Source organism: Bacillus sp. ISO11 (assembly GCF_003458115.1).
GTDB lineage: Bacteria > Bacillota > Bacilli > Bacillales > Bacillaceae_G > Bacillus_A > Bacillus_A cereus.
On record NZ_QXCO01000012.1, the window covers coordinates 92,771 to 112,538 of the forward strand.

Genomic DNA, 19,768 nt, shown 5'->3' on the forward strand with positions numbered 1-19,768 from the left:
AGGTGAGAGTATGACAACGGCATTATATTTAGAAGATGCATACAAAACGAGTTGCGAAACAGAAGTGATAAGAGTAGAAGGGAATAAAGTATTTGTAAAAGAAACAGTTTTTTATCCAACTGGTGGAGGACAGGAATGTGATACGGGTGTCATTGTACAAGATGGGTCTGTATTTGAAGTTGAAAAAGTAAAGAAGGAGCAAGGAGAAATAGTTCACTATATAAAAGACGAAGCACAAGTAAAGTTAGGTCCAGTTAAATTAGAGATAAATTGGGAAAGACGTCATAATTTAATGCGTCATCACTCTTTACTGCATCTTATCGGAGCTGTTGTTTATGAAAAGTATGGAGCTCTATGCACTGGAAATCAAATTTATCCTGATAAAGCACGTATCGATTTTAATGAGTTACAAGAGTTATCGAGCGTGGAAGTAGAAGAAATTGTTGAGGAAGTGAATAAACTTATTAAGCAAAATAAAGAAATTTCCACTCGTTATATGAGCCGCGAAGAAGCAGAAAATGCTGTAGGAATGATTAAAACAGCAATAAATCTCCTACCAACTACCATCCAAGAAATCCGCATTGTTACAATTGAAAATTTAGACGAACAAGCTTGTGGAGGCACACATGTGAAAAATACGAGTGAAATAGGAACACTTGTTATTGATAAAGTAAAAAGTAAAGGGAAGCAAAATCGTCGTTTTGAAGTAAGGGCGATTTAGATTGTGAGGGGTTACCGATGGATGAAATTATAAAGGAGTTACAAAAGTTAGGATTTTCCCAGTATGAATGTAAAGCGTATATTGGACTACTAAAACATTCCCCAGTAACAGGCTATGAAGTGAGTAAACAAACAGGAGTACCTCGTTCTATGATTTACGAGGTACTCGGTAAGTTAATGGATAAAGGAGCAGTGCATATTGTACCTTCTGAACCAGTTAAATATGTACCAGTACCAGCTACCGAATTAATGAATCGAATGCGAAAAGACTTTGAAAAGTCCTTTGAATTTTTAGATGAGAAATTAAATTGTTTAGAACAAGAGCGACAAATAGATGTAATTTCGCATATTCGTTCAAATGATCGTGTTTTGAAAGAAATATGCAATATAATTAGTAGAGCTAAGGAAGAGTTATGGGTTTCTGTATGGGAAGAACAAGTGCATGAAATTGAACCATACATTCATCAAAAGGAAGAGGAAGGCGTACATATATTTTCAATCTTATTTGGAGCTCCAGAAACAAAAATAGGAGCGACATTTCACCATAATTATATGACGCCCCACGTTGTTGAAAAGAGAATGGGTGGTCATTTAACTGTTATTGCTCGTGATGGAGAGGAAGTATTAATTGCGAACTTCTCAAATGATAGCACTTCATGGGCCGTTACAACGTATGACCCAGCGCTAGTTCTCGTTGCTACAGAGTATGTGCGGCACGATATTATGGTTGAAGAAATCACAAAGGAATTTGGAGCTGATAAGTTAGATACGTTATGGCGTGAAAATATAGATTTAGTTCATGTCGTAACAGGAAAACGAACTTTAGAAGGAATGGAGGATGATAGAGATGAGTAAAGCTCAGGCACATGTAGCTTTGCAGAGTGACGATACATTTCAGCAAGGAGTAAAAGATTGTTTACCAACTGTATTTGGTTATTTGAGCATCGGTATAGCAGCTGGTGTAATTGCAAAAACAGCTGGTTTCTCCATCATTGAAATTGCGTTTATGTCCACTTTAATTTATGCAGGTTCTGCCCAATTTATATTAGCTGGTATGTATGCAGCCGGTGCTCCTGCTTCCGCAATTATTTTTACTGTATTTTTTGTTAACTTGCGCCACCTTCTTATGAGTGCTGCACTTGCACCGTACTTTACGAAAATTCCTCTATTTAAAAACTTAATCATCGGTTCGCAAATTACAGATGAAACTTTCGGCGTTGCAGTGCAGCATGCTGCGCAAAAAGGATATTTAGGTGAAAGATGGATGATAGGGCTTAATGTAACAGCGTATTTAAATTGGATTCTTGCCACTATCATTGGCGGGCTATTTGGTGAGTGGATACCAGATCCACATACATACGGCATGGATTATGCATTACCAGCGATGTTTATCGGATTATTTGTTCTTCAGCTCATAAGTAGTAAACCGAAACTAGCAATTCATTTAAGTGTTGCAATTGTAGCGATTATTATCGCATACGTTTCACACCTATTTATGCCAGATAGTATAGCGGTTATTATCGCAACCTTACTAGCTGCGACGATTGGAGTGGTGATTGAAAAATGGAAATGAGATTAGATGTATTATTACTTTTACTAGCAGCAGGAGCTGTTACAATCGTGCCACGTATTTTACCTCTACTCGTATTTAGCAAACTACAAATTCCTGACTGGGGTTTAAAATGGTTAAATTACATACCAATTGCAATATTAGCAGCACTTTTAGCACAAGTTTTATTTATGCACGAGACGATGCAGTGGGATTATCTTATTGCAGCAATTCCAACATTTCTTGTAGCGATATATACTCGTAGTTTATTAGGTACAGTATTAACAGGAGTGATTGTGATTATTTTGTTACGTTTCTTTTTCTAAAAAGGATTACGCTCATATAATAGCGAAAAGTGTAATAACATGAAAAATATAGGGGTGGTGTTATGATACTTTTAACGATAGGAGCAATTTTGTTAACGTTATTTATTTTCTTTATTATCGGCTTTATTACGTTTATGATGTTTGTTGATAAGGCGACACCTCAAATATATTATACACCTTGTGAATCAGTGACAGTGAAAACTAAAGGTAAACATAGAAGGAAGAAAAGTTGAACGTTAGCTTTTCTTCCTTCTTCTATTACATCCCGGAAAGAACTAACAACAATAATCCAAATAAAAAACTAGTCAAGGAAAGAAAACCGATACATATGGAGAATACACGATTATTTCCCCATTCACGCCAGAAAGTTATAAAACCTAAAATACAAAGGAAAAACCAAATGGGTAGGAATAGGAACTCACTAATTTTCTCGGGAAGTAACGAATAAAAAGTTGTTACATATAAGATCCAATTAGTAAAAAATAAAAGGCAAACGATAATAGATTGTAAGTAGGGGCGGTTGAAAAATAGCCCTTTTTTTACGGTTTTAAAAATGATAGTTAGCGCTGAGATAAAGGCAATGAGTATGAAAACAAGTAAGAGTAATGTCAGCGTCATTTTGAGTTTCCTGTATAAGATTGTTTTTATCACGCATGGGCAGTAAGACCCACACCTTAAAACTCAACGTAAGAAAAGAGATTAGGTGGGGGATGAACCCCCCCACTGATTGAAGTTTCACTTTACAAGAAATGAATCTATTAAATTGTATGCTTGTTTTGTAGAGTGCCCGTTATATTTTTCAGTGTACGGATTTAGAAATCCATGTTCACCGTGTAGTTGTTTTATTTCTAATAAAGGATTCTTTTGTTGCTGCAATGTGTGAATTAAAGAGGATACTGAAAAACTAGCTTCTTTTTCAGGGAATATAAGTAATGTAGAGCATGTAGGCTTTATGTGAACATAGTCGCGTATACGAGAACCGTAACATCCGATAATAAAATCTATTTTCGGATTGTTACTACATAGCCATGAGATGGTAGCTCCAACACTAAAGCCGATAAGTCCAATATGTGTATAACTACTAGAAAGATGAGAAATGAATTCTTCAATTTGCTTTTTTCCATCATCAAATCCAATATGATTTACAAAATGTTCATATGCTTTTTCTTCATCACTGTAATGAAATGCATGTTGTAAGTGTAGAAGATTAGGACAGAATACATCTATATGAGATGAAGTAAAGTGCTGGGTAACGTGATGCATATGGTCGTTCACACCATATATTTCATGAACAATAACGAGAGCTAATTTTTCCTTCATAGTTATAAAGTACCTCTATGAAACTTAAATTCTTTCTCAACAAGACAAATACGCAGGTGGAAGTTTTCATACCATTGCTCACGACCTCTTTTTTTCGCTTCTTTATGTAAGGTGTTCTTCTTCCAATTTTCAATCGCATCAAGTGATTCCCAATAAGAAATTGTTATTCCGAGTCCAGAATTACCTCGTGCACTTTCTACACCTAAAAATCCAGGTTGTTGCTTTGCAAGTTTCTCCATTTCTTCGGCAACGGTATTATAGTCAGTTGTATTATTTGATAAATTAGAAGTGAATATAACTGCATAATAAGGCTGGTTTTTTTCTAAATTAGATGCCATTATTTTTCCTCCTTAATGTATAGTACGAATAATTAATCCATAGTTTGTATTTTAGCAGGTCACAAAAAGAAAAGAAGTAGAAAATTCTTATTTTTTCAGCTCATGTAAAATAAAGAGTTGAAGAAATTTATAATAAGTAATCTGAAAGAAGAAAAATGCCACTTCAAAAGAGAAGTGGCATTTCTTATATTTCCTCTAAGCTATTAACTGGAACAGTTAATTCGCGTCCTGGGTTTTTTACTTCATATATGCGGGCGGTTTCATTGCTTTCATCGACGTGTTGAATCATAACAGGCATGCCTTGAAAATTGACATTGGCTTGTTCTGCTGACATAGAAAGCTCTATTGCACGTTGTATATTCATTTATATATTCCTCCCATCATTATTATCTTTGCTAAAAAAGAGGAATAATATACCATTTAGAGACATTCTTAAAGTTTTTGTATTATTTGTAATGTTTCTTTAATAAATGAAGTGAATATGGAATCAGGATAGCTATCTATTGCTTGAACGGCTTCTTTTGCCTCTTTTAAGGCAGATTTTTTATCTTGAAGTTCTATATAGCAAAGGGCACGATAAGACCCAGCTGTTAATACCCACGATTGATCAAGTGGATGACTCATATAATCTGGTATGGTAGCGTGTTTTAATATTGCCAAAGCTTCCTTATAACGTTTTAAGCCATACAAAGATTTTCCTTTTTCAAGATAATATAATCCATCGTCTTGAAAGATTGGTTCATCTTTTAGTTTTTCTCGAAATTGTTCTAGATGTTTTAATGCGATTGTATATTCATTAGTAATTGTGTTGTAATAGTATGCTTTTAAAATATCAATAATTGCGATGGATAGAATATCTTCTGTAAAAATGGCAAATTGCTCAGATTTTTTTATGTAATATAAATATTGTTCTTTATCAGCTGTAATGACTTTTTGGTAAGATAAAATCCGGTAAAATTCATCTGTTTTATAATACACTTGATGCTTTTTTGAAAATGCAAGTGCATCTAAAATGACTTTTTCACATTTTTCATAATTGCCGTATGCGAGTAAAATAATGGCTTCTTTTAAGTATAGTTGTATATGTGTAATCAGATCCATTTCTAAATTCTTTGCTTTATATTCATCACGAATTGTAGCAATCATCTGTAAACATTCTTTATATTTTTTACGTTTGAAGAGCATATAGTAAAACAGTAGTTTCGTTTCAGTGCTTTCTCGATATAAAGTATATTTTTCAAATATAGAAACAGCAGTTTCAACGTAATATTCAATATGATAATCGTTCATAATAACTGCTCCTGTTAGGAACTGTTTATATAAGCGAGCTGTATTTAAAGTAGAAGGTAGCTCTGTTTGAACGATAGGTAGTAAAGTCTTGTATACTTCATCGCATTTATTTGCTTTTATTAATGGCTCCATTTTTTGAATGAGTTCTACAATTTCTCCTTCATCTTCTTCTAATAAAAAGCTCATTTCACATTCAAGTTTTTCAGCAACATATTGTAATGTTTTCATAGAAGGTGTAGCTTTTCCATTTTCAATTTGACTAAGCATACTTTTTGTCAGTTCCGAACCTACCAGCTCTGTTTGTGTAAGCTTTTTTTCTTTTCTTAATGTTTTAATTTTTTCGCCAAGAGTTGCCATATTATTGCTCCTTTATATTTAAAAAGTTAAATTATATTTAACTTTATGTTGTGGAAATCGGAAAGTTGATTATATAATAAGTTTAACACAATTTAACTTTTAAGGAGAGAGAGTCAAAAATGGGAGATATAAGTATAGGACAACATGATTCAAGAATGAAGATTGCAACGAGAAACATCATTTTAATGATGATTGGAAAAATGACGTCTTTATTAGGTGCAGGTATTTATACGTTCGCAATGGGGTTATACGTATTAAAGACTACTGGTTCAGGGATGGGGTTTGCAACTACGCTCGTTTGCGGATCACTTCCAAGGATGATCTGTGGTCCAATTGCTGGTGCTGTAGCAGATCGCGTCAATCGAAAATGGCTTGTCATTGGTACTGATTTATTAAGTAGTTTAACGATGCTTAGTATGTTTATTCTTGCTACTATATTTGGACCATCACTTCTTTTTATTTATATTTCAGCAGCATTATTATCAATTTGTGCAAGTTTTTATTCCGTTGCATTAACTTCGTCTATTCCGAGTTTAGTAGATGAAGGACGTATTCAAAAAGCGAGTGCTTTAAATCAAACGGCGGCTTCTTTATCAAATATTTTAGGGCCGATTATTGGCGGAGTTGTATTTGGTTTCTTTTCAATTCAGTCGTTCTTTTTGTTGAATAGCATTACATTCTTTTTAGCGGTTATTTTGCAATTATTTATTGTATTTGATTTATATAAAAAAGAAGTGGCTGAGAGTAAAGAGCATTTCTTGACGAGTATAAAAGAAGGTTTTTCATATATAAAACGAAAACATGAAATATATGGTTTAATGAAAATAGCATTGTGGGTAAACTTTTTTGCGTGTGGTCTAACCGTTGCACTTCCATACATTATCGTACATACATTACATTTATCTTCAAAGCAACTTGGTACTGTAGAGGGAATGTTAGCAGTCGGGATGTTAATTGGTGCGATTGCTTTATCGGTGCGTAAAGAAGTGAATAATCCGTTTCGTTCAATTTATACTGGACTGTTTTTGTTTGCAGGTTTAAGTTTATGTACAGTCTTTCCGTTGTTAGTTATCATTCCAAAAGTAGCAAGTTTTATTTACTATATTGCTTTTATGATGTTAACTGGTATAGCAATTATGATTGTAAACATTCCAATGCAAGTACATATGCAAAAAACGACAGATCCGAGCTACCTAGGGCGTGTGTTTGGCCTACTTGAAACAATTGCGACTGCAATCGCACCACTTGGTATGATTGTATATGGACTACTATTAGATATGTTGCCAACTAGCATTGTTATGATGACAATAGGTGGAGGTTTATTGTTAGTTGTATTAGTTGGAGTAAAGCAACATATGGCGAAAAAACAACTAGATGTGTCCGCTTAAAAATAAGAAAATAATAAAAATTTGACTTATCATTATAAAAATGACTAAATTAGTATTTTAGTTTTTGAAACTCTTTTTCATGTATGTTAAAGTAAAGTGAGCTTGCAAAGAAAAGGAGACAACAGCATGAAAAAATTAAGTTTTGTTATGCTTTTTCTGTTAGTCGTGATGGCTGGATGTAGCAATTATGACACATATATTGAAACAGGTATGCAATCATTGAAAGATGAAAAATATAGTGATGCAGCAATGTGGTTTGAAAAAGCAAAAAAAGAGAAGTCCGGGAATGAAGCGAAATCATATAAAGAAATGGCCGAGAAAATGGATCACGGAGCAACAGCATTAAAAGACGGTAAGTATTTAGAAGCGAAAGACATTGCAAATGAAGTGTTACAAATGAAAAAAGACGATGCACTTGAAAAAGCTGTAACATCAAATGCAGAGAATATGCTTCAAAAAGCAAAAGATGTGGAAGAGAAAGTAAATGAAAGAGTGGCAAAGCGTAGAAAGGTAGAAGAAGAAGGAATCGATAAAATTATTAAAGCTGTCGATAGTATAGATGAAGTGAAAGAAAAAGAGAAGAAAGTATCAGAAGCATTAGATAAGGCTGAAGAGGCGCAAGCAAAAATTGAGGCAAAGAAAAATAAATAGATTTATAGTTTAAAAGGCTGTCGTGCATAACGACAGCCTTTTAATTTTTTGTTGCAAATGAAGTGATGCTCTGTAATAAAAAAGAAATGATTTTAGAATTCCATCTGTCCTCATGATGAATCGTATAAATATTACGCTGAAATTCAAATTCAGGGATTGGTATATAGCATAGCTCATTTCGTTGTATTTCTTGTTCGATAGCAAGTTTAGAAATCAAGGCAATTCCATTACCATATTTTAAAATTTGTTTCATCGTTTCTAATGAATCTAATTCAATTTCTGATTGGAATGTAATGTTGTGCGCTAACGTCCATTGTGTAAGTAAATCTCTTGTTGTAGATGGGTTACGATGCAATAGTATGCGTTCCTTTTCTATATTTTGTAACGATACATTGTCTTTTTTTGAAAAATGATGTTCTTTGGAAAAGGCAAGAACAAGTGTATCGGGCATTATATTCGTTTGTTTTAAAAGTGGTTCATCAAATGGAGCAGCGGAAATTATCCCAAGATCGATTTCGTGATTTTGTAGCATCAATCGAATTTCAGGGGCTGTTTTAACTAGTAGCGTTATTTTTATATTGGGAAATTCACATTGAAATTGATGAACGACTGCTGGCAAAAGATAAGTCGCTGGTACATAACTAGCGCCGATTGTTATAGCACCTTTATGAAAATCTTTAAACTCTTGCGTGACACGTCTAGCTTCTTTCATAAGTGCATCTATTTTACAAGCATAATGGTGCAAAGCCTCACCAGCCTCTGTTAAGAAATACCTTCCAGAACGTAATTCGAATAAAGACACACCGAGTTCTTCTTCTAAGCTTTTTATATGAAAAGTAATAGTTGGTTGTTTAACGCCAAGTTTTTCTGCAACGATTGTAAGCTTTTTGTATTTCTTAATAAGTACTACAATTTCTAATTTTAAGAGATTCATTATGATGCCGCCTTTTTTATTTTAACTATAGAAAAAATCTATAGAAATAAATAGTTTATTAGAAGTTTTTTAATTTAATCTTTACAGTACATTAACATTCAGTATAAATCTTCCCTATAGAATGAAAGCAGGTTAAGAATGAGGGGAGAGAGGTGAGACGATGGATATTAAAATTAATGGATTAGAAAAAACATTTGGAAAAACACAAGCGTTAAAGCCGTTGCAGATTGTAATGAAACAAGGGGAATTCACTACACTTTTAGGACCTTCGGGATGTGGGAAAACGACTTTACTTAGAATGATAGCAGGACTTGAAGAACCGGATAAGGGAGAAATATATTTTGGAGACCAGTGCATGTATTCTGCTACAAAAAAGATAAAGACATCTCCTCATGAACGGAATATCGGTATGGTATTTCAAGATTTTGCTTTATGGCCGCACATGACTGTTTTTGAAAATGTTGCATTTGGTTTAAGGGCTACAAAGCAAACGAATCATTTAAGAGAAAAAGTAGAGGATGCGATAAAGCGAGTTCGCCTGCAAGGTATGGAGAAAAGGTATCCACACGAACTTTCTGGTGGACAGCAACAACGTGTCGCATTCGCTAGAGCAATTGTAACAAAACCTCATTTTATTTTGTTTGATGAACCGCTAAGTGCACTCGATGCAATTTTGCGAGAAGAAATGAGAATAGAGCTTATGGATATCGTTCATTCCATTGGTTTAACTGCACTGTATGTCACTCACGATCAAACAGAAGCAATGTCAATGTCAGACCAAATTATTGTCATGAAACAAGGAGAAGTATTACAAAAAGGAACACCGGAAGATATTTATGTGAAACCGTCTCATGAATTTGTTGCCAAATTTGTTGGTAAGGCGAATTGGCTTGTAGAGGGTGAAAAAATGATTCGTCCAGAGCATGTGAGTTGGACAAAAAATGATGTGTGCGAAATGTATACAGGTGAAATTCAGCACGTTACATACGTAGGAGAGCGTTATGAAGTGAAAGTAAATATGGGGACTTTAGGCATCTGGACAGCCTATTACAATAGTAAGCTAAGCATCGGGAAACCAGTATCGTTATATGTACCCAAAAAATGTATTCATCATATAGGGGGAGAATCGTATGAAGAAATTCAGTTCGCTTAAGTCTTTATTTGTATGTACTTTACTATTTTCTACTGTAGTAACAGGTTGTAGTTCAAAGACAGGTAATGCAGATGCAAAAAGTAAAAATACGAATGAAAAGAAAATTGTTGTATATAGTGCAGGGCCAAAAGGGTTAGCAGAAAAAATTCAAAAAGACTTTGAAAAGAAAACTGGTATAAAGGTGGAAATGTTTCAAGGGACAACTGGTAAAATTTTAGCGAGAATGGAAGCTGAAAAGAAAAATCCAGTCGTTGACGTTGTCGTACTCGCTTCCTTACCAGCGATGGAAGGATTAAAGAAAGAGGGTCAAACGTTAGCTTATAAAGAGGCGAAACAAGCTGATAAGCTGCGTTCTGAATGGTCAGATGATAAAGGCCATTATTTCGGGTATAGTACTTCAGCATTAGGGATTGTGTACAATACAAAAAATGTGAAGACGGCGCCTGAAGATTGGAGCGATATAACGAAAGGAGAATGGAAAGGGAAAGTGAATCTTCCAGATCCAGCACTTTCAGGTTCAGCTTTAGACTTTGTAACAGGATACGTGAAAAAGAATGGACAAGATGGATGGAATCTATTTGAGCAGCTTAAGAAAAATGAAGTTACAGTAGCAGGAGCAAACCAGGAAGCGTTAGACCCAGTTGTAACAGGTGCGAAAGATATGGTCATTGCGGGTGTTGATTATATGACGTATAGCGCAAAAGCAAAGGGTGAACCTGTTGATATCGTATATCCAAAAAGCGGAACAGTTATTAGCCCACGTGCAGCGGGGATTATGAAGGATAGTAAAAATGTTGAAGGTGCAAAAGAGTTTATTGATTATTTATTATCCGATGATGTACAAAAACAAGTTTCTAAAGCGTATTTATTGCCTGGTAGAACAGATATAAAAGCTGAAAATAGACCAAATGTAGAAGAGATTCCAGTATTAAATATTGATTGGAAAACAGTTGAGAAAGAGCAAGATGAAATAGGGAAACAATTTAAGAAAGTATTTCAATAAGATGGTGATTCCATGGTAAATCGATTCGTATCAGTAAGACAAGTTGGAATGACGGTAGCGTTATTACTTGTGGCGATGTTAATCGTCATTCCACTTTTTCTTATTTTATTTTCTAGTGTATATGAAAATAGCAGTTGGAATTTTTTAAAGCCTTTTGAAGTGATGCAGAGTGGTGGATTAGCGGGGATTTTTCTAAATTCGATGCTTCTAGGTGTACTCGTTGTAATAGGTGCTACAATATTTGCATTTCCATTGGCATTTATTATGAGCAAAACAGATGTAGGAAAGTATAGTAAGTTAGATATTGTTTTTATGATTCCATTTATGACACCGCCGTATATTGGATCGATGGGCTGGATTTTGTTCATGCAACCTAACGGCTATTTTGAACAATTTTTCCCGATGCTAAAGACAGTTTCATCATCGTTTTTTAGTTTAGGAGGTATGGTATTAATTATGAGTCTGCATTTATTCCCATTCCTTTATTTCATGCTGAAAAACACGTTACTTCAGATTGGGAGTAGTAAAGAAGAAGCTGCAGCAGTTCATGGCGGAAGTTTTTTCTATCGCTTAAGAAAAATAATATTGCCGTTATTAGTATCAAGTTATGTAATGGGTGCTTTACTCATTTTCGTAAAGACGATTGCTGAATTTGGAACACCGGCTACATTCGGACGTAGAATAGGATTCCACGTATTAACATCAGAAATTCATAAATTTATTTCGAGTTGGCCAATTGATTTCAGTAGTGCAACAGCATTATCTTCTTTATTACTTAGTGCTTGTATGCTCATTTGGTATATGCAAAATGTATTGAATCGAAAGTATTCATATGCAATGGTTAGTGGAAAAGGTGTGAAATCTAAAAGATATACTTTGTCTATATTTACGCGCGTTGTAGCATGGATGTATGTAATTGGTTTATTAATCGTATCAATTGGAATTCCATACTTTTCTATACTTATTGCTTCTTTTTCAAAATTAAGAGGCGGCGGTTTACATGTAAATAACTTTACAACAAGTCATTATGAGGCATTGTTTACAATGGGGTCTCCGGGATTAGAGGCTTTATGGAATAGTTTTCTTTTTTCACTCGTAACAGCGATTATTGCGGTAATGATTGGAGTCTTTTTGGCACTTATGATTCGAAAGGGGAAAAAAACCTCTGAAAAATGGCTTGATATGTGCGGTATGTTACCGAATATGGTACCAGGAATCGTTATGGTTGTAGGTCTTATTCTATTTTGGAATTCACCATATATGCCTATGTCAATTTATAATACACCAATCATGGTTATCGTAACGTATGTTGTTCTGTTTTTACCTTACACGGTGCAATATGTAAAATCATCACTCGGACAAATTGATGATTCTCTCGTGCAGGCAGGAAGTATTTTTTCTGGAAATTATATTTATATTTTTAGAAAAATAATATTGCCTCTTATTATCCCAGGCATTCTTGCCGGATGGGCGATGACATTTACAATTTCAATAAGAGAGTTAGTAGCATCACTTCTCGTATTACCTCCATCAGTAGAAACGTCAGCAACGTTTATTTTTGCTCAATTTGAACAGGGTGAAGTATCTATAGGAATGGCGATGGTCGTTGTTTCTGTTGGACTTACAACAATGTGCTTATTACTGCTGCAACATATGGAGCAAAAGCGAAAAGGGGTAGCATGATGAGAGTGGAAGTATGGGGAGGAGCAGGAGAATACGGTCGCTCTTGCTATTTTGTAAAAAATAAAGAGACGAAAATAGTATTTGATTGTGGTATTAATCGATCTTATGAGGATGGTTATCCAAAAATAGAGAGAGAAGCTGTTCCATTTTTAGATGCGGTATTTTTATCACATATTCATGAAGATCATACGATGGGTTTACCTTTATTAGCGAAGTATGGCTATAAGAAAAAAATTTGGACGACTCGTTATACGAAGGAGCAACTGCCGTTATATTATGAAAAATGGAGAAACTATAATGTGATGCAAGGATGGAATTTACCTTATAGCGACCAACATATAAAAGATTTAAATTATGTATGTATTGATGAGATTAGCAATCCAAATGAATGGTTACAAATTACTCCTACATTGCGGTTTCAGTGGGGGTATAGTGGGCATGTATTAGGAGCTGTTTGGTTTTTAGTTGATATGTGTAATACATACGTATTTTATTCAGGCGACTATTCAGCAGAGTCTAATATACTACGAGCTAATTTACCTGAGAAATTGGGCCACAATATAAAAGTTGCAATTGTAGATGCCGCTTATCACACAGATGATGTTTCGCAAAATGAAAGATTAGACGATCTATGTGCAGAAATTGAACGAGTTATGCAAAATGAAGGAATAGCATTATTACCGCTGCCACAACTTGGTAGGGCGCAAGATATAGTATTGTATTTATATGAACGATATAAAGAATTTCCGCTTATAGTAGATAAAGAAATTTTGGCTGGATTTGAAGAGATGTTCATATATAAAGGTTGGATAAAAAATAATGAAGAACTTAAATGGATTATGGAGAGTTTAAAAAGAAACATAATAGTTATGGATAATGACATTAGTATGCAAAATAGTTATGGAATAGTTGTAATGAGCGATGCGAATATGCAAACGAAACGAGCACAGTTATACTATGAACAGCTTCGGAATGAAAAACGGAATGCTATTATTTTTACTGGGCATATTGTGAAAGGGAGTTTTGCAGAAAGAGTTATGAAAGAACATGTAAGGAGTACATGTAGGGTGAAGCGAGTTCCGTATAAAGTTCACCAAAGTATAAGAGACGTTAAAGAGATGCTAAATACATTATTACCAGAACATACGGTGTTAGTGCACGCTTTGAAAGAGGATACGGATCGATTACAACAAAAGCTAAGTACAGCAGGGTATGAAAATGTATATTCACTTGCAATGGAACGTATAGAAGTGATTTGAAATGTAAAGGGGATAGGTATATGAAAAAAGTATTTGTATTCGTAAGCATTTTCTTTTGTTGTTTCCTTTATAACGTTAAGGAAGGGTTTGCAGCTAGTCCAATGAAACCTAGTTTTGAAGTAAAGTTATTATTGAAGCCAGAACAAGTATTAGGTGATAACAAAGAGATGAAGCAAGAGGTGCTAGAACATTTCCAGGCTGGTACAAAATATGAAAGAATACAAGTGCAATTTTTAGATACTGCGAATAAAAGTTTAAGCGAGGAAGGTTGGTTTGCTAGAATTCGAAAGAAAGAATTTAGTAAAGATTTCGAATTAACATATAAAAAAAGATATCCTATTCCAAATGGTGTAATTCAAGATGCACTAGAAGTAGCTAAAAAAGAAGGATTCGATAGTAATACGGATAGTTATGAGGCGGAAATAGATTGGGGATTTGAGAAGAAAACATTAAGCATTTCAAATAAGAAAAGTTACAGCGCTAAAGGATATGGGATACTTGATTTACCAAATGAACAAGCTGCTCAAAACATGTTAATAGAAAAATTACCAGGGAAAATGAACAAATGGTTGTATACAAATTGGGGAGAGGAAATGTTAAAGAATTCCCGTATTTACGGTCCTGTATTAATGAAACGATATACAGGAGAGTTTGAAAACATAAAAACAAATATTGAAATTTGGCCATTAAGTAATACCGGAAAATTAGAAGATGACTTCGTAATAGAAGTGTCATTTAAAACAAATGAAGAAAGTATTGCGACAAAGCAAAGGGAATTATTAATGGCGAGTTTAGAGAAAAAAGGCTGGTTGTTACCGAAAGATAGTTTGAAGACAGAGCTTATTTTTCAGTAAATGAGAAAAAAGGAATCCATATTTCGTGGATTCCTTTTTCCAATATATGAGTATTAAGCTAAGTCAGCTGACACGAACATATCACTATTTTGAAGGTTTTTAGAGCGTAAACTATAAGCAACTACCTTCTTTTTATATTGTTTTACAACATCAACATGCTCCTCGTGACTATAAATATAAAATGTAAAATTCTTTTTGCCACGTTTTGCATTGATAATTAAAGGCGTACCCTCATTGTGTGGTGGTGCATAATAGCGATCTAAAAATAAACCTTCGTTAAAATCATGAATAATTTTTGATTTCTGTTCGCCTTCTACGTTATTTCCGTGAATTGTAATAGTCACATTCTCTTCTTCAAGTTTTGGATGTGTTTCGTACTTGCTAATAATGGATTCAATAACAGTGTTAGGAAGGCTAGAAACGATAATTTTAAATGCTCCAAATACAACTAACATTACAATAAACCAAGTCGTCATAGTATATCATCCCCTTTATTCTATTTAATAATATAACTCATATGGTAATAGTACATATGGTGAAGTTTTGTATAATTTGTGAAAAATATGCCATTTTCACGAACAAAATGTTAGAAAAATCAATTTTGTTACAAAAAGTTGAAATCGAAGTATTTTAAAAGAAAAAGGTTTATAATAAAAATATAACTAATAACCACATTACTAATTATAAGGAAGTGTAACTATGAGTACTGTAGCAATCGTATATGGTATTATTCTTTCCACAATTATTGTTTTGTTTTTCGTTGGGGTTTCACGTTATATTCATAAATGGAAAGAAGGCGTTGCGAAATTAAATCACATTGAAGAAGAACTTAGTGATTTAATGTTACATCATGGTAAGTAAACATTTATTTTTTAACTAAACAATGTGAAGAATATCACAAAACGTGCTTTCCTAATGAAGGCATGTTTTTTTGTTGTTTAAGAAAAGAAGTGTTTTTGTATAAATAATCTAATTATTACTTAAAAAGGGAAATTTATTTAGTATAATATATAATCTGTTTATTTTAGGGGGAGTATCATGAGGGGATTAAAAGTTGTTGGAATTATAGCTGGAATTACTATAGTAGGCTGTATAGCTTTCTTTTCAGTGAAGGAATATGTCAATTCCAAAGAAGACTCTAATTATGTGCTAAATTACATAAAAGAACATAAGGATGATAAAACAACTTCTTTAATTGTTAAAAGAAATGGTGAAACATTGACATCAATAAATGAAAAAGAAAAATTACCGCTAGCAAGTATGTCGAAAATCGTTATAGCAATTGAATATGCTAAGCAAGTAGCTGAAGGAAAAATAAGAAAAGACGAGAAAATTTCATTGAAAGAATTAGAAAAATACTATGTGAAAAATACTGATGGTGGTGCACACCCTGCATGGCTAGATGATGTAAAAGGTAAAGAGTTAGTGAAGGGTGGTCAAACTTCTTTAGAAGAAGTAGTGAAAGGAATGATCCATTATAGTTCGAATGCGAATGCATCATATTTATTGGACAAGCTTGGAGCAGCGCGGATAAATGAAAGTTTGAAAGAGTTAGGCTTAAATAGTCACGATGAATTTTATCCAACGTATACAGGGGCATTATATATGAGGGGCTATGTTGAAAAAGAACTGCATATTCCTCAAAATAAAGCATTGGACAAGCTACGTAATATGTCTAATGATGAATATGTTAAGCATGTATGGCAAATACATGAATGGATGAAAGACGAGAAAGAATGGACAAAACGCGAGATATCGTTAAAAGCCGATATGGATTTTCAGCGTATTTGGTCAGATCGGTTTATAGGTGCAAATGCTAAGGATTATATGAGTTTATTGGAAAAGATAAATAGCAGAAATTATTTTACACCACAAATGCAAGGTGAGGTTGAGAATATATTTAAAGGAACCGTAGGAGAGGGTATATTCGAATTTGCTGGACAGAAAGGTGGTTCTACGGCATTTGTATTAACAAATAGTTTCTATGGTACTGATAAAAAAGGGGATAAGATTGAGATTGTCTTTATGATGAACAATTTGAGTGAAAAAGCATTTGAAAAACTTCTAAGTAATATGGATTACTTTATTCGAGATATTGTCATAAGTGAGGAATTCAGAAATAAATTATAATGAAATAATTTTATTATGTAAACAAAGGGGCGCTTATGAAAAGTGCTCTTTTGTAATACAGGATTTTCCAATCTTATTATTGAATATAGATGGAAAATAAGAAAGGAGGTTGAAAAATGACAACAATATATTTCGTTCGCCATGCCCATTCTACATATACAAAAGAAGAACGGGAACGACCTTTATCTGAAAAAGGGCACTGTGATGCAGAAAATGTAACGCATTTATTAAAAGATAAACATATTGATGTTGTTATTTCTAGTCCTTACAAAAGAGCAATCCAAACTGTACAAGGAATTGCGAATACATATAAATTATCAATACAAATTGAAGAAGATTTGCGTGAAAGATTATTGAGCACAGAGCCAGTATCAAATTTTAATGATGCTATGCAGAATGTGTGGAAAGATTGGAGTTTTGCATACGAAGGCGGAGAATCAAATACTGTAGCACAAAAGCGCGCTGTAATATGTATACAAAATATATTAAAAAAATATGAAGGTAAGAATATTGTAATAGGTACGCATGGGAATATTATGGTATTACTAATGAATTATTTTAATTCGAAATATGATTTGGAGTTTTGGAAAACACTTCATATGCCTGATGTGTATAAATTAAATTTTGATAAAAATCGTTTCATTTCTGCTGAAAGAATAGAGAAAACAGGTCATCGGTTAAATATTTTGTAAAAGTTTATCAAAAAAAGAGGAAAGAGAGAAGTTATTGTAGAAGTATGACTTTGTAACATAAAAAATATATGTTAAAGGAGGCTGTTTACATGTTTGAGAAAGAGAAAGAAGGGCTTATTGAAGTTCACAACGTATATGAAATTGCACCAGCAGATGGAACAATTATTGGTATGGCAACAGAAGAAGAAATGGAAATTGCTGCTGAACTAGAGCTGCAGTACTATGCCCATTCTCGTTTGCTAGAAGCAAATATTCAGTTAGACGGTTCCTCCTATAAAGAGTTACTTCAGGAGTTCCAGGAGTACGAAAGAAAATCAATGAGCTTTTGGCGAGCAATACATAAGCGTTTAGCTGTGCCATGGGCATGGGTATTACGTATTGATGTTGCGAATGGCCCTATTTATGTAAGTAATGGGAATGCTTATTACGAAGAAATCGATGATGAAGAAGATTATGAATAGATAAGTAAGGAAGCAACTTTAGTTGCTTCCTTTTTTTATTTATAGAGATTGAACAGCCCCAATAATAATATCAGGCCGATCAATTTCGATTCCGTGACCAGCATGTTCGGCAAGTATATATTGGCTATGTATTGAGAGTTGTAATTGTTCATGGATCAGTTCTTGCCACATTGCTTCAAGTTGTGTTGCTTCCTCTTTTGGCATGCCACCATTAGTCAATTGAGTAATAGAATATTGAGGATCTCTACCGATAACGATTAATGGTATTTCTAATGTTTTACATAGCTCTTTTAGTGAGAGAGCACAGTTTTTCCACTCCGATAGTTCAGAAGCTGTCGCTTTATATAATGAAGGCGAGGTAGAGAATCCAATTTGCTGTTTTGATTGATCGGTGAGAATAGGTTTTAGTTCATTATAAAGTGTGTCTACATCCATTTTGGAGTATGTATTATATTTTTCAAGCCACATATCATCCGAGTCAGTTTGATCAGAAATTGGTAAATGAAGTTCATCTAAACGGTGTAAGTTCATCGAAGTAGAATCAACTAAAATAAGTGCTTGCAGCTTATCTTCATGTAACATCGCAAAATGTTGTGCACATAATCCTCCATAGGAATGACCGATTAGAATAAATGGCTCTTGAATAGCTAGTTTGTTTAGTAACATATGCAGCTCTTTTGTAACTTGCCTTATTGTACGTGGTTGATTTCCTAGCTCACTTTTCCCGTAACCTGGGCGATGGTATGAAACGACTGTAAAGTGCTGTGAAAGCTTTTTTATAATAGGAAGCCAATCATAAAATGAGCAACTCATTCCGGTTTGAATGACTACAGTTTGTTTACCACCTCCTTTTATATGTACTTCTATATTTTGCCCCATTATTTCTACAAATTTATGAATGTTAATTCCCCCTAAGCTTGAAATAATTTTTGAAAAGCAAAAACGATACACCAAACACCCATACCGAGTAGGACAGATGTACTAAGTGTAAATGAATTTTTTAAACCAATATAGACGATAAATAATAGTAGTGCTGATGCGGGGAATCCATATAATACCCCTAAAGCAAATTGACTCAATTCTTGTTTATTCCCGCCTTCAAATGAAATCCAAAATAGACTAAGTAAACTCACGAGAGGAAGGGCAGCAATAAAGCCACCTATCGTACTGTAGTGTTTAGCGACTTCAGTGATAACGCCGATAATAAGTGCCGAAACGATTACTTTAACGAGGAAATGCATATTTTGCCTCCTTCGCTAATAACGAAAATGCTTTTTCAATTAATTGTTGTTCTTCTTTTGATAACTGTGATTCTAATATTTTTATCTTTTCTTTATCTAGTAAAGTATGTTTTTCTAATACTTCAATTCCTTCAATTGTTAATGTAAGGTTTACCACTCTTTCATCTTTTTTATTTCTCTCTTTAACGATGAACCCCTTTTGAATAAGGCGCTTTATATGTTCAGATGCTGTGTTATGAGAAAGACTAAGCTCAGTAGCGACTTTTCCAATTGTTATATCTTTCTCACGAGAAACGATTTGTAAAATACGAATTGCTTGGTGGGAAAGGTTGTCCTCGTATTCGTATCGTAAGTGATAATAAATGCTCTCCCAATGTTGATTAATGTTGTTCATAATAATAAATCCCCTTTTTTATATC

Annotated in this window: 27 protein-coding genes; 17 read left to right on the top strand and 10 right to left on the bottom strand. The window is 33.9% G+C overall.

Annotated elements, in window-relative coordinates:
• Window positions 1-10: 10 nt before the first annotated feature.
• The 5 genes from D1166_RS15050 to D1166_RS15070 all read left to right on the top strand — a co-directional run bounded on the left by D1166_RS15050 (window position 11) and on the right by D1166_RS15070 (window position 2,828).
• Window positions 11-721, top strand: a complete 711-nt coding sequence (locus D1166_RS15050; protein WP_000205398.1) for an alanyl-tRNA editing protein — start codon at window positions 11-13, stop codon at window positions 719-721.
• 17 nt (window positions 722-738) lie between these two features.
• On the top strand, window positions 739-1,575 hold the full coding sequence (locus D1166_RS15055; protein ID WP_000343362.1) for a TrmB family transcriptional regulator: 837 nt from the start codon (window positions 739-741) through the stop codon (window positions 1,573-1,575).
• Window positions 1,568-2,293 (top strand): AzlC family ABC transporter permease, encoded by a 726-nt coding sequence (locus D1166_RS15060; protein WP_000030479.1) that lies wholly within the window; start codon window positions 1,568-1,570, stop codon window positions 2,291-2,293. Before D1166_RS15055 ends, D1166_RS15060 begins: the two co-directional genes overlap by 8 nt.
• Complete coding sequence (locus tag D1166_RS15065; RefSeq protein ID WP_053514205.1) at window positions 2,284-2,595, top strand: AzlD domain-containing protein; 312 nt, start codon at window positions 2,284-2,286, stop codon at window positions 2,593-2,595. Before D1166_RS15060 ends, D1166_RS15065 begins: the two co-directional genes overlap by 10 nt.
• Before the next feature lie 62 nt (window positions 2,596-2,657).
• The gene (locus D1166_RS15070; protein ID WP_000602236.1) at window positions 2,658-2,828 is read left to right on the top strand and encodes a DUF3951 domain-containing protein; all 171 of its coding nucleotides are present in this window, start codon (window positions 2,658-2,660) and stop codon (window positions 2,826-2,828) included.
• A 25-nt stretch (window positions 2,829-2,853) separates the two neighbouring features.
• On the opposite strand, the gene D1166_RS15075 is transcribed toward D1166_RS15070, so the two are convergent.
• The 5 genes from D1166_RS15075 to D1166_RS15095 all read right to left on the bottom strand — a co-directional run bounded on the left by D1166_RS15075 (window position 2,854) and on the right by D1166_RS15095 (window position 5,900).
• Complete coding sequence (locus D1166_RS15075) at window positions 2,854-3,213, bottom strand: hypothetical protein (protein WP_002133070.1); 360 nt, start codon at window positions 3,211-3,213, stop codon at window positions 2,854-2,856.
• 117 nt (window positions 3,214-3,330) lie between these two features.
• A complete protein-coding gene (locus tag D1166_RS15080) occupies window positions 3,331-3,915 on the bottom strand; it encodes a dienelactone hydrolase family protein (RefSeq protein ID WP_097796712.1) in 585 nt (194 codons plus the stop codon).
• A gap of 2 nt (window positions 3,916-3,917) precedes the next feature.
• The gene (locus tag D1166_RS15085) at window positions 3,918-4,253 is read right to left on the bottom strand and encodes an antibiotic biosynthesis monooxygenase family protein (protein WP_000157887.1); all 336 of its coding nucleotides are present in this window, start codon (window positions 4,251-4,253) and stop codon (window positions 3,918-3,920) included.
• Window positions 4,254-4,437: 184 nt separating this feature from the next.
• The gene (locus tag D1166_RS15090) at window positions 4,438-4,617 is read right to left on the bottom strand and encodes an H-type small acid-soluble spore protein (RefSeq protein WP_001025731.1); all 180 of its coding nucleotides are present in this window, start codon (window positions 4,615-4,617) and stop codon (window positions 4,438-4,440) included.
• A gap of 68 nt (window positions 4,618-4,685) precedes the next feature.
• The gene (locus D1166_RS15095; protein WP_097856442.1) at window positions 4,686-5,900 is read right to left on the bottom strand and encodes a helix-turn-helix domain-containing protein; all 1,215 of its coding nucleotides are present in this window, start codon (window positions 5,898-5,900) and stop codon (window positions 4,686-4,688) included.
• Window positions 5,901-6,019: 119 nt separating this feature from the next.
• Here D1166_RS15095 and D1166_RS15100 point away from each other — a divergent pair, with 119 nt between their 5' ends.
• Both D1166_RS15100 and D1166_RS15105 read left to right on the top strand, forming a co-directional pair.
• The gene (locus tag D1166_RS15100; RefSeq protein WP_000502481.1) at window positions 6,020-7,288 is read left to right on the top strand and encodes an MFS transporter; all 1,269 of its coding nucleotides are present in this window, start codon (window positions 6,020-6,022) and stop codon (window positions 7,286-7,288) included.
• A 126-nt stretch (window positions 7,289-7,414) separates the two neighbouring features.
• Window positions 7,415-7,939: a COG3014 family protein gene (locus tag D1166_RS15105; RefSeq protein ID WP_097856443.1), complete on the top strand. Its 525-nt coding sequence runs from the start codon at window positions 7,415-7,417 to the stop codon at window positions 7,937-7,939.
• Window positions 7,940-7,979: 40 nt separating this feature from the next.
• Here D1166_RS15105 and D1166_RS15110 read toward each other — a convergent pair whose 3' ends face one another.
• On the bottom strand, window positions 7,980-8,873 hold the full coding sequence (locus D1166_RS15110; RefSeq protein WP_097856444.1) for a LysR family transcriptional regulator: 894 nt from the start codon (window positions 8,871-8,873) through the stop codon (window positions 7,980-7,982).
• Between the two features lie 160 nt (window positions 8,874-9,033).
• Between D1166_RS15110 and D1166_RS15115 the strand changes: the two genes are divergently transcribed.
• The 5 genes from D1166_RS15115 to D1166_RS15135 are packed head-to-tail and all read left to right on the top strand — an operon-like array spanning window position 9,034 to window position 14,825.
• The gene (locus D1166_RS15115) at window positions 9,034-10,026 is read left to right on the top strand and encodes an ABC transporter ATP-binding protein (RefSeq protein WP_097856445.1); all 993 of its coding nucleotides are present in this window, start codon (window positions 9,034-9,036) and stop codon (window positions 10,024-10,026) included.
• Entirely contained in the window at window positions 10,004-11,029 is a 1,026-nt protein-coding gene (locus D1166_RS15120) for an ABC transporter substrate-binding protein (RefSeq protein ID WP_097856446.1), read from the top strand. The genes D1166_RS15115 and D1166_RS15120 overlap by 23 nt, the downstream gene beginning before the upstream one ends.
• A 12-nt stretch (window positions 11,030-11,041) precedes the next feature.
• Entirely contained in the window at window positions 11,042-12,712 is a 1,671-nt protein-coding gene (locus D1166_RS15125; protein ID WP_097856447.1) for an ABC transporter permease, read from the top strand.
• Window positions 12,709-13,971, top strand: coding sequence for an MBL fold metallo-hydrolase (locus tag D1166_RS15130; protein WP_118043343.1), 1,263 nt, complete (start codon window positions 12,709-12,711; stop codon window positions 13,969-13,971). Before D1166_RS15125 ends, D1166_RS15130 begins: the two co-directional genes overlap by 4 nt.
• 20 nt (window positions 13,972-13,991) lie before the next feature.
• A complete protein-coding gene (locus tag D1166_RS15135; RefSeq protein WP_097856449.1) occupies window positions 13,992-14,825 on the top strand; it encodes a hypothetical protein in 834 nt (277 codons plus the stop codon).
• Between the two features lie 53 nt (window positions 14,826-14,878).
• Here the strand turns inward: D1166_RS15135 and D1166_RS15140 are convergent, their stop codons facing one another.
• Window positions 14,879-15,301, bottom strand: coding sequence for a YfmQ family protein (locus tag D1166_RS15140; protein WP_000214592.1), 423 nt, complete (start codon window positions 15,299-15,301; stop codon window positions 14,879-14,881).
• Window positions 15,302-15,342: 41 nt separating this feature from the next.
• Between D1166_RS15140 and D1166_RS15145 the strand changes: the two genes are divergently transcribed.
• The 5 genes from D1166_RS15145 (at window position 15,343) to D1166_RS15165 (ending at window position 18,108) form a co-directional block, all read left to right on the top strand.
• A complete protein-coding gene (locus D1166_RS15145) occupies window positions 15,343-15,459 on the top strand; it encodes a hypothetical protein (protein WP_012593193.1) in 117 nt (38 codons plus the stop codon).
• Window positions 15,460-15,524: 65 nt separating this feature from the next.
• Complete coding sequence (locus tag D1166_RS15150; protein ID WP_000108701.1) at window positions 15,525-15,686, top strand: hypothetical protein; 162 nt, start codon at window positions 15,525-15,527, stop codon at window positions 15,684-15,686.
• A gap of 177 nt (window positions 15,687-15,863) precedes the next feature.
• Window positions 15,864-16,955 carry a serine hydrolase gene (locus D1166_RS15155; RefSeq protein ID WP_046945481.1) on the top strand — a complete coding sequence of 364 codons (1,092 nt, stop codon included), beginning with the start codon at window positions 15,864-15,866 and terminating at the stop codon, window positions 16,953-16,955.
• Window positions 16,956-17,071: 116 nt separating this feature from the next.
• Window positions 17,072-17,647 carry a histidine phosphatase family protein gene (locus D1166_RS15160; RefSeq protein WP_074625470.1) on the top strand — a complete coding sequence of 192 codons (576 nt, stop codon included), beginning with the start codon at window positions 17,072-17,074 and terminating at the stop codon, window positions 17,645-17,647.
• A gap of 89 nt (window positions 17,648-17,736) precedes the next feature.
• On the top strand, window positions 17,737-18,108 hold the full coding sequence (locus tag D1166_RS15165) for a hypothetical protein (protein WP_000461766.1): 372 nt from the start codon (window positions 17,737-17,739) through the stop codon (window positions 18,106-18,108).
• Window positions 18,109-18,147: 39 nt separating this feature from the next.
• Here the strand turns inward: D1166_RS15165 and D1166_RS15170 are convergent, their stop codons facing one another.
• From D1166_RS15170 to D1166_RS15180, 3 genes are read right to left on the bottom strand one after another with little or no spacing between them, the layout of a single operon-like run.
• Window positions 18,148-19,059: an alpha/beta fold hydrolase gene (locus D1166_RS15170; protein ID WP_114159456.1), complete on the bottom strand. Its 912-nt coding sequence runs from the start codon at window positions 19,057-19,059 to the stop codon at window positions 18,148-18,150.
• Complete coding sequence (locus tag D1166_RS15175) at window positions 19,020-19,349, bottom strand: DUF3147 family protein (protein WP_000545642.1); 330 nt, start codon at window positions 19,347-19,349, stop codon at window positions 19,020-19,022. Before D1166_RS15175 ends, D1166_RS15170 begins: the two co-directional genes overlap by 40 nt.
• Window positions 19,333-19,743, bottom strand: coding sequence for a MarR family winged helix-turn-helix transcriptional regulator (locus D1166_RS15180; protein ID WP_001059785.1), 411 nt, complete (start codon window positions 19,741-19,743; stop codon window positions 19,333-19,335). The genes D1166_RS15175 and D1166_RS15180 overlap by 17 nt, the downstream gene beginning before the upstream one ends.
• Window positions 19,744-19,768 lie beyond the last annotated feature (25 nt).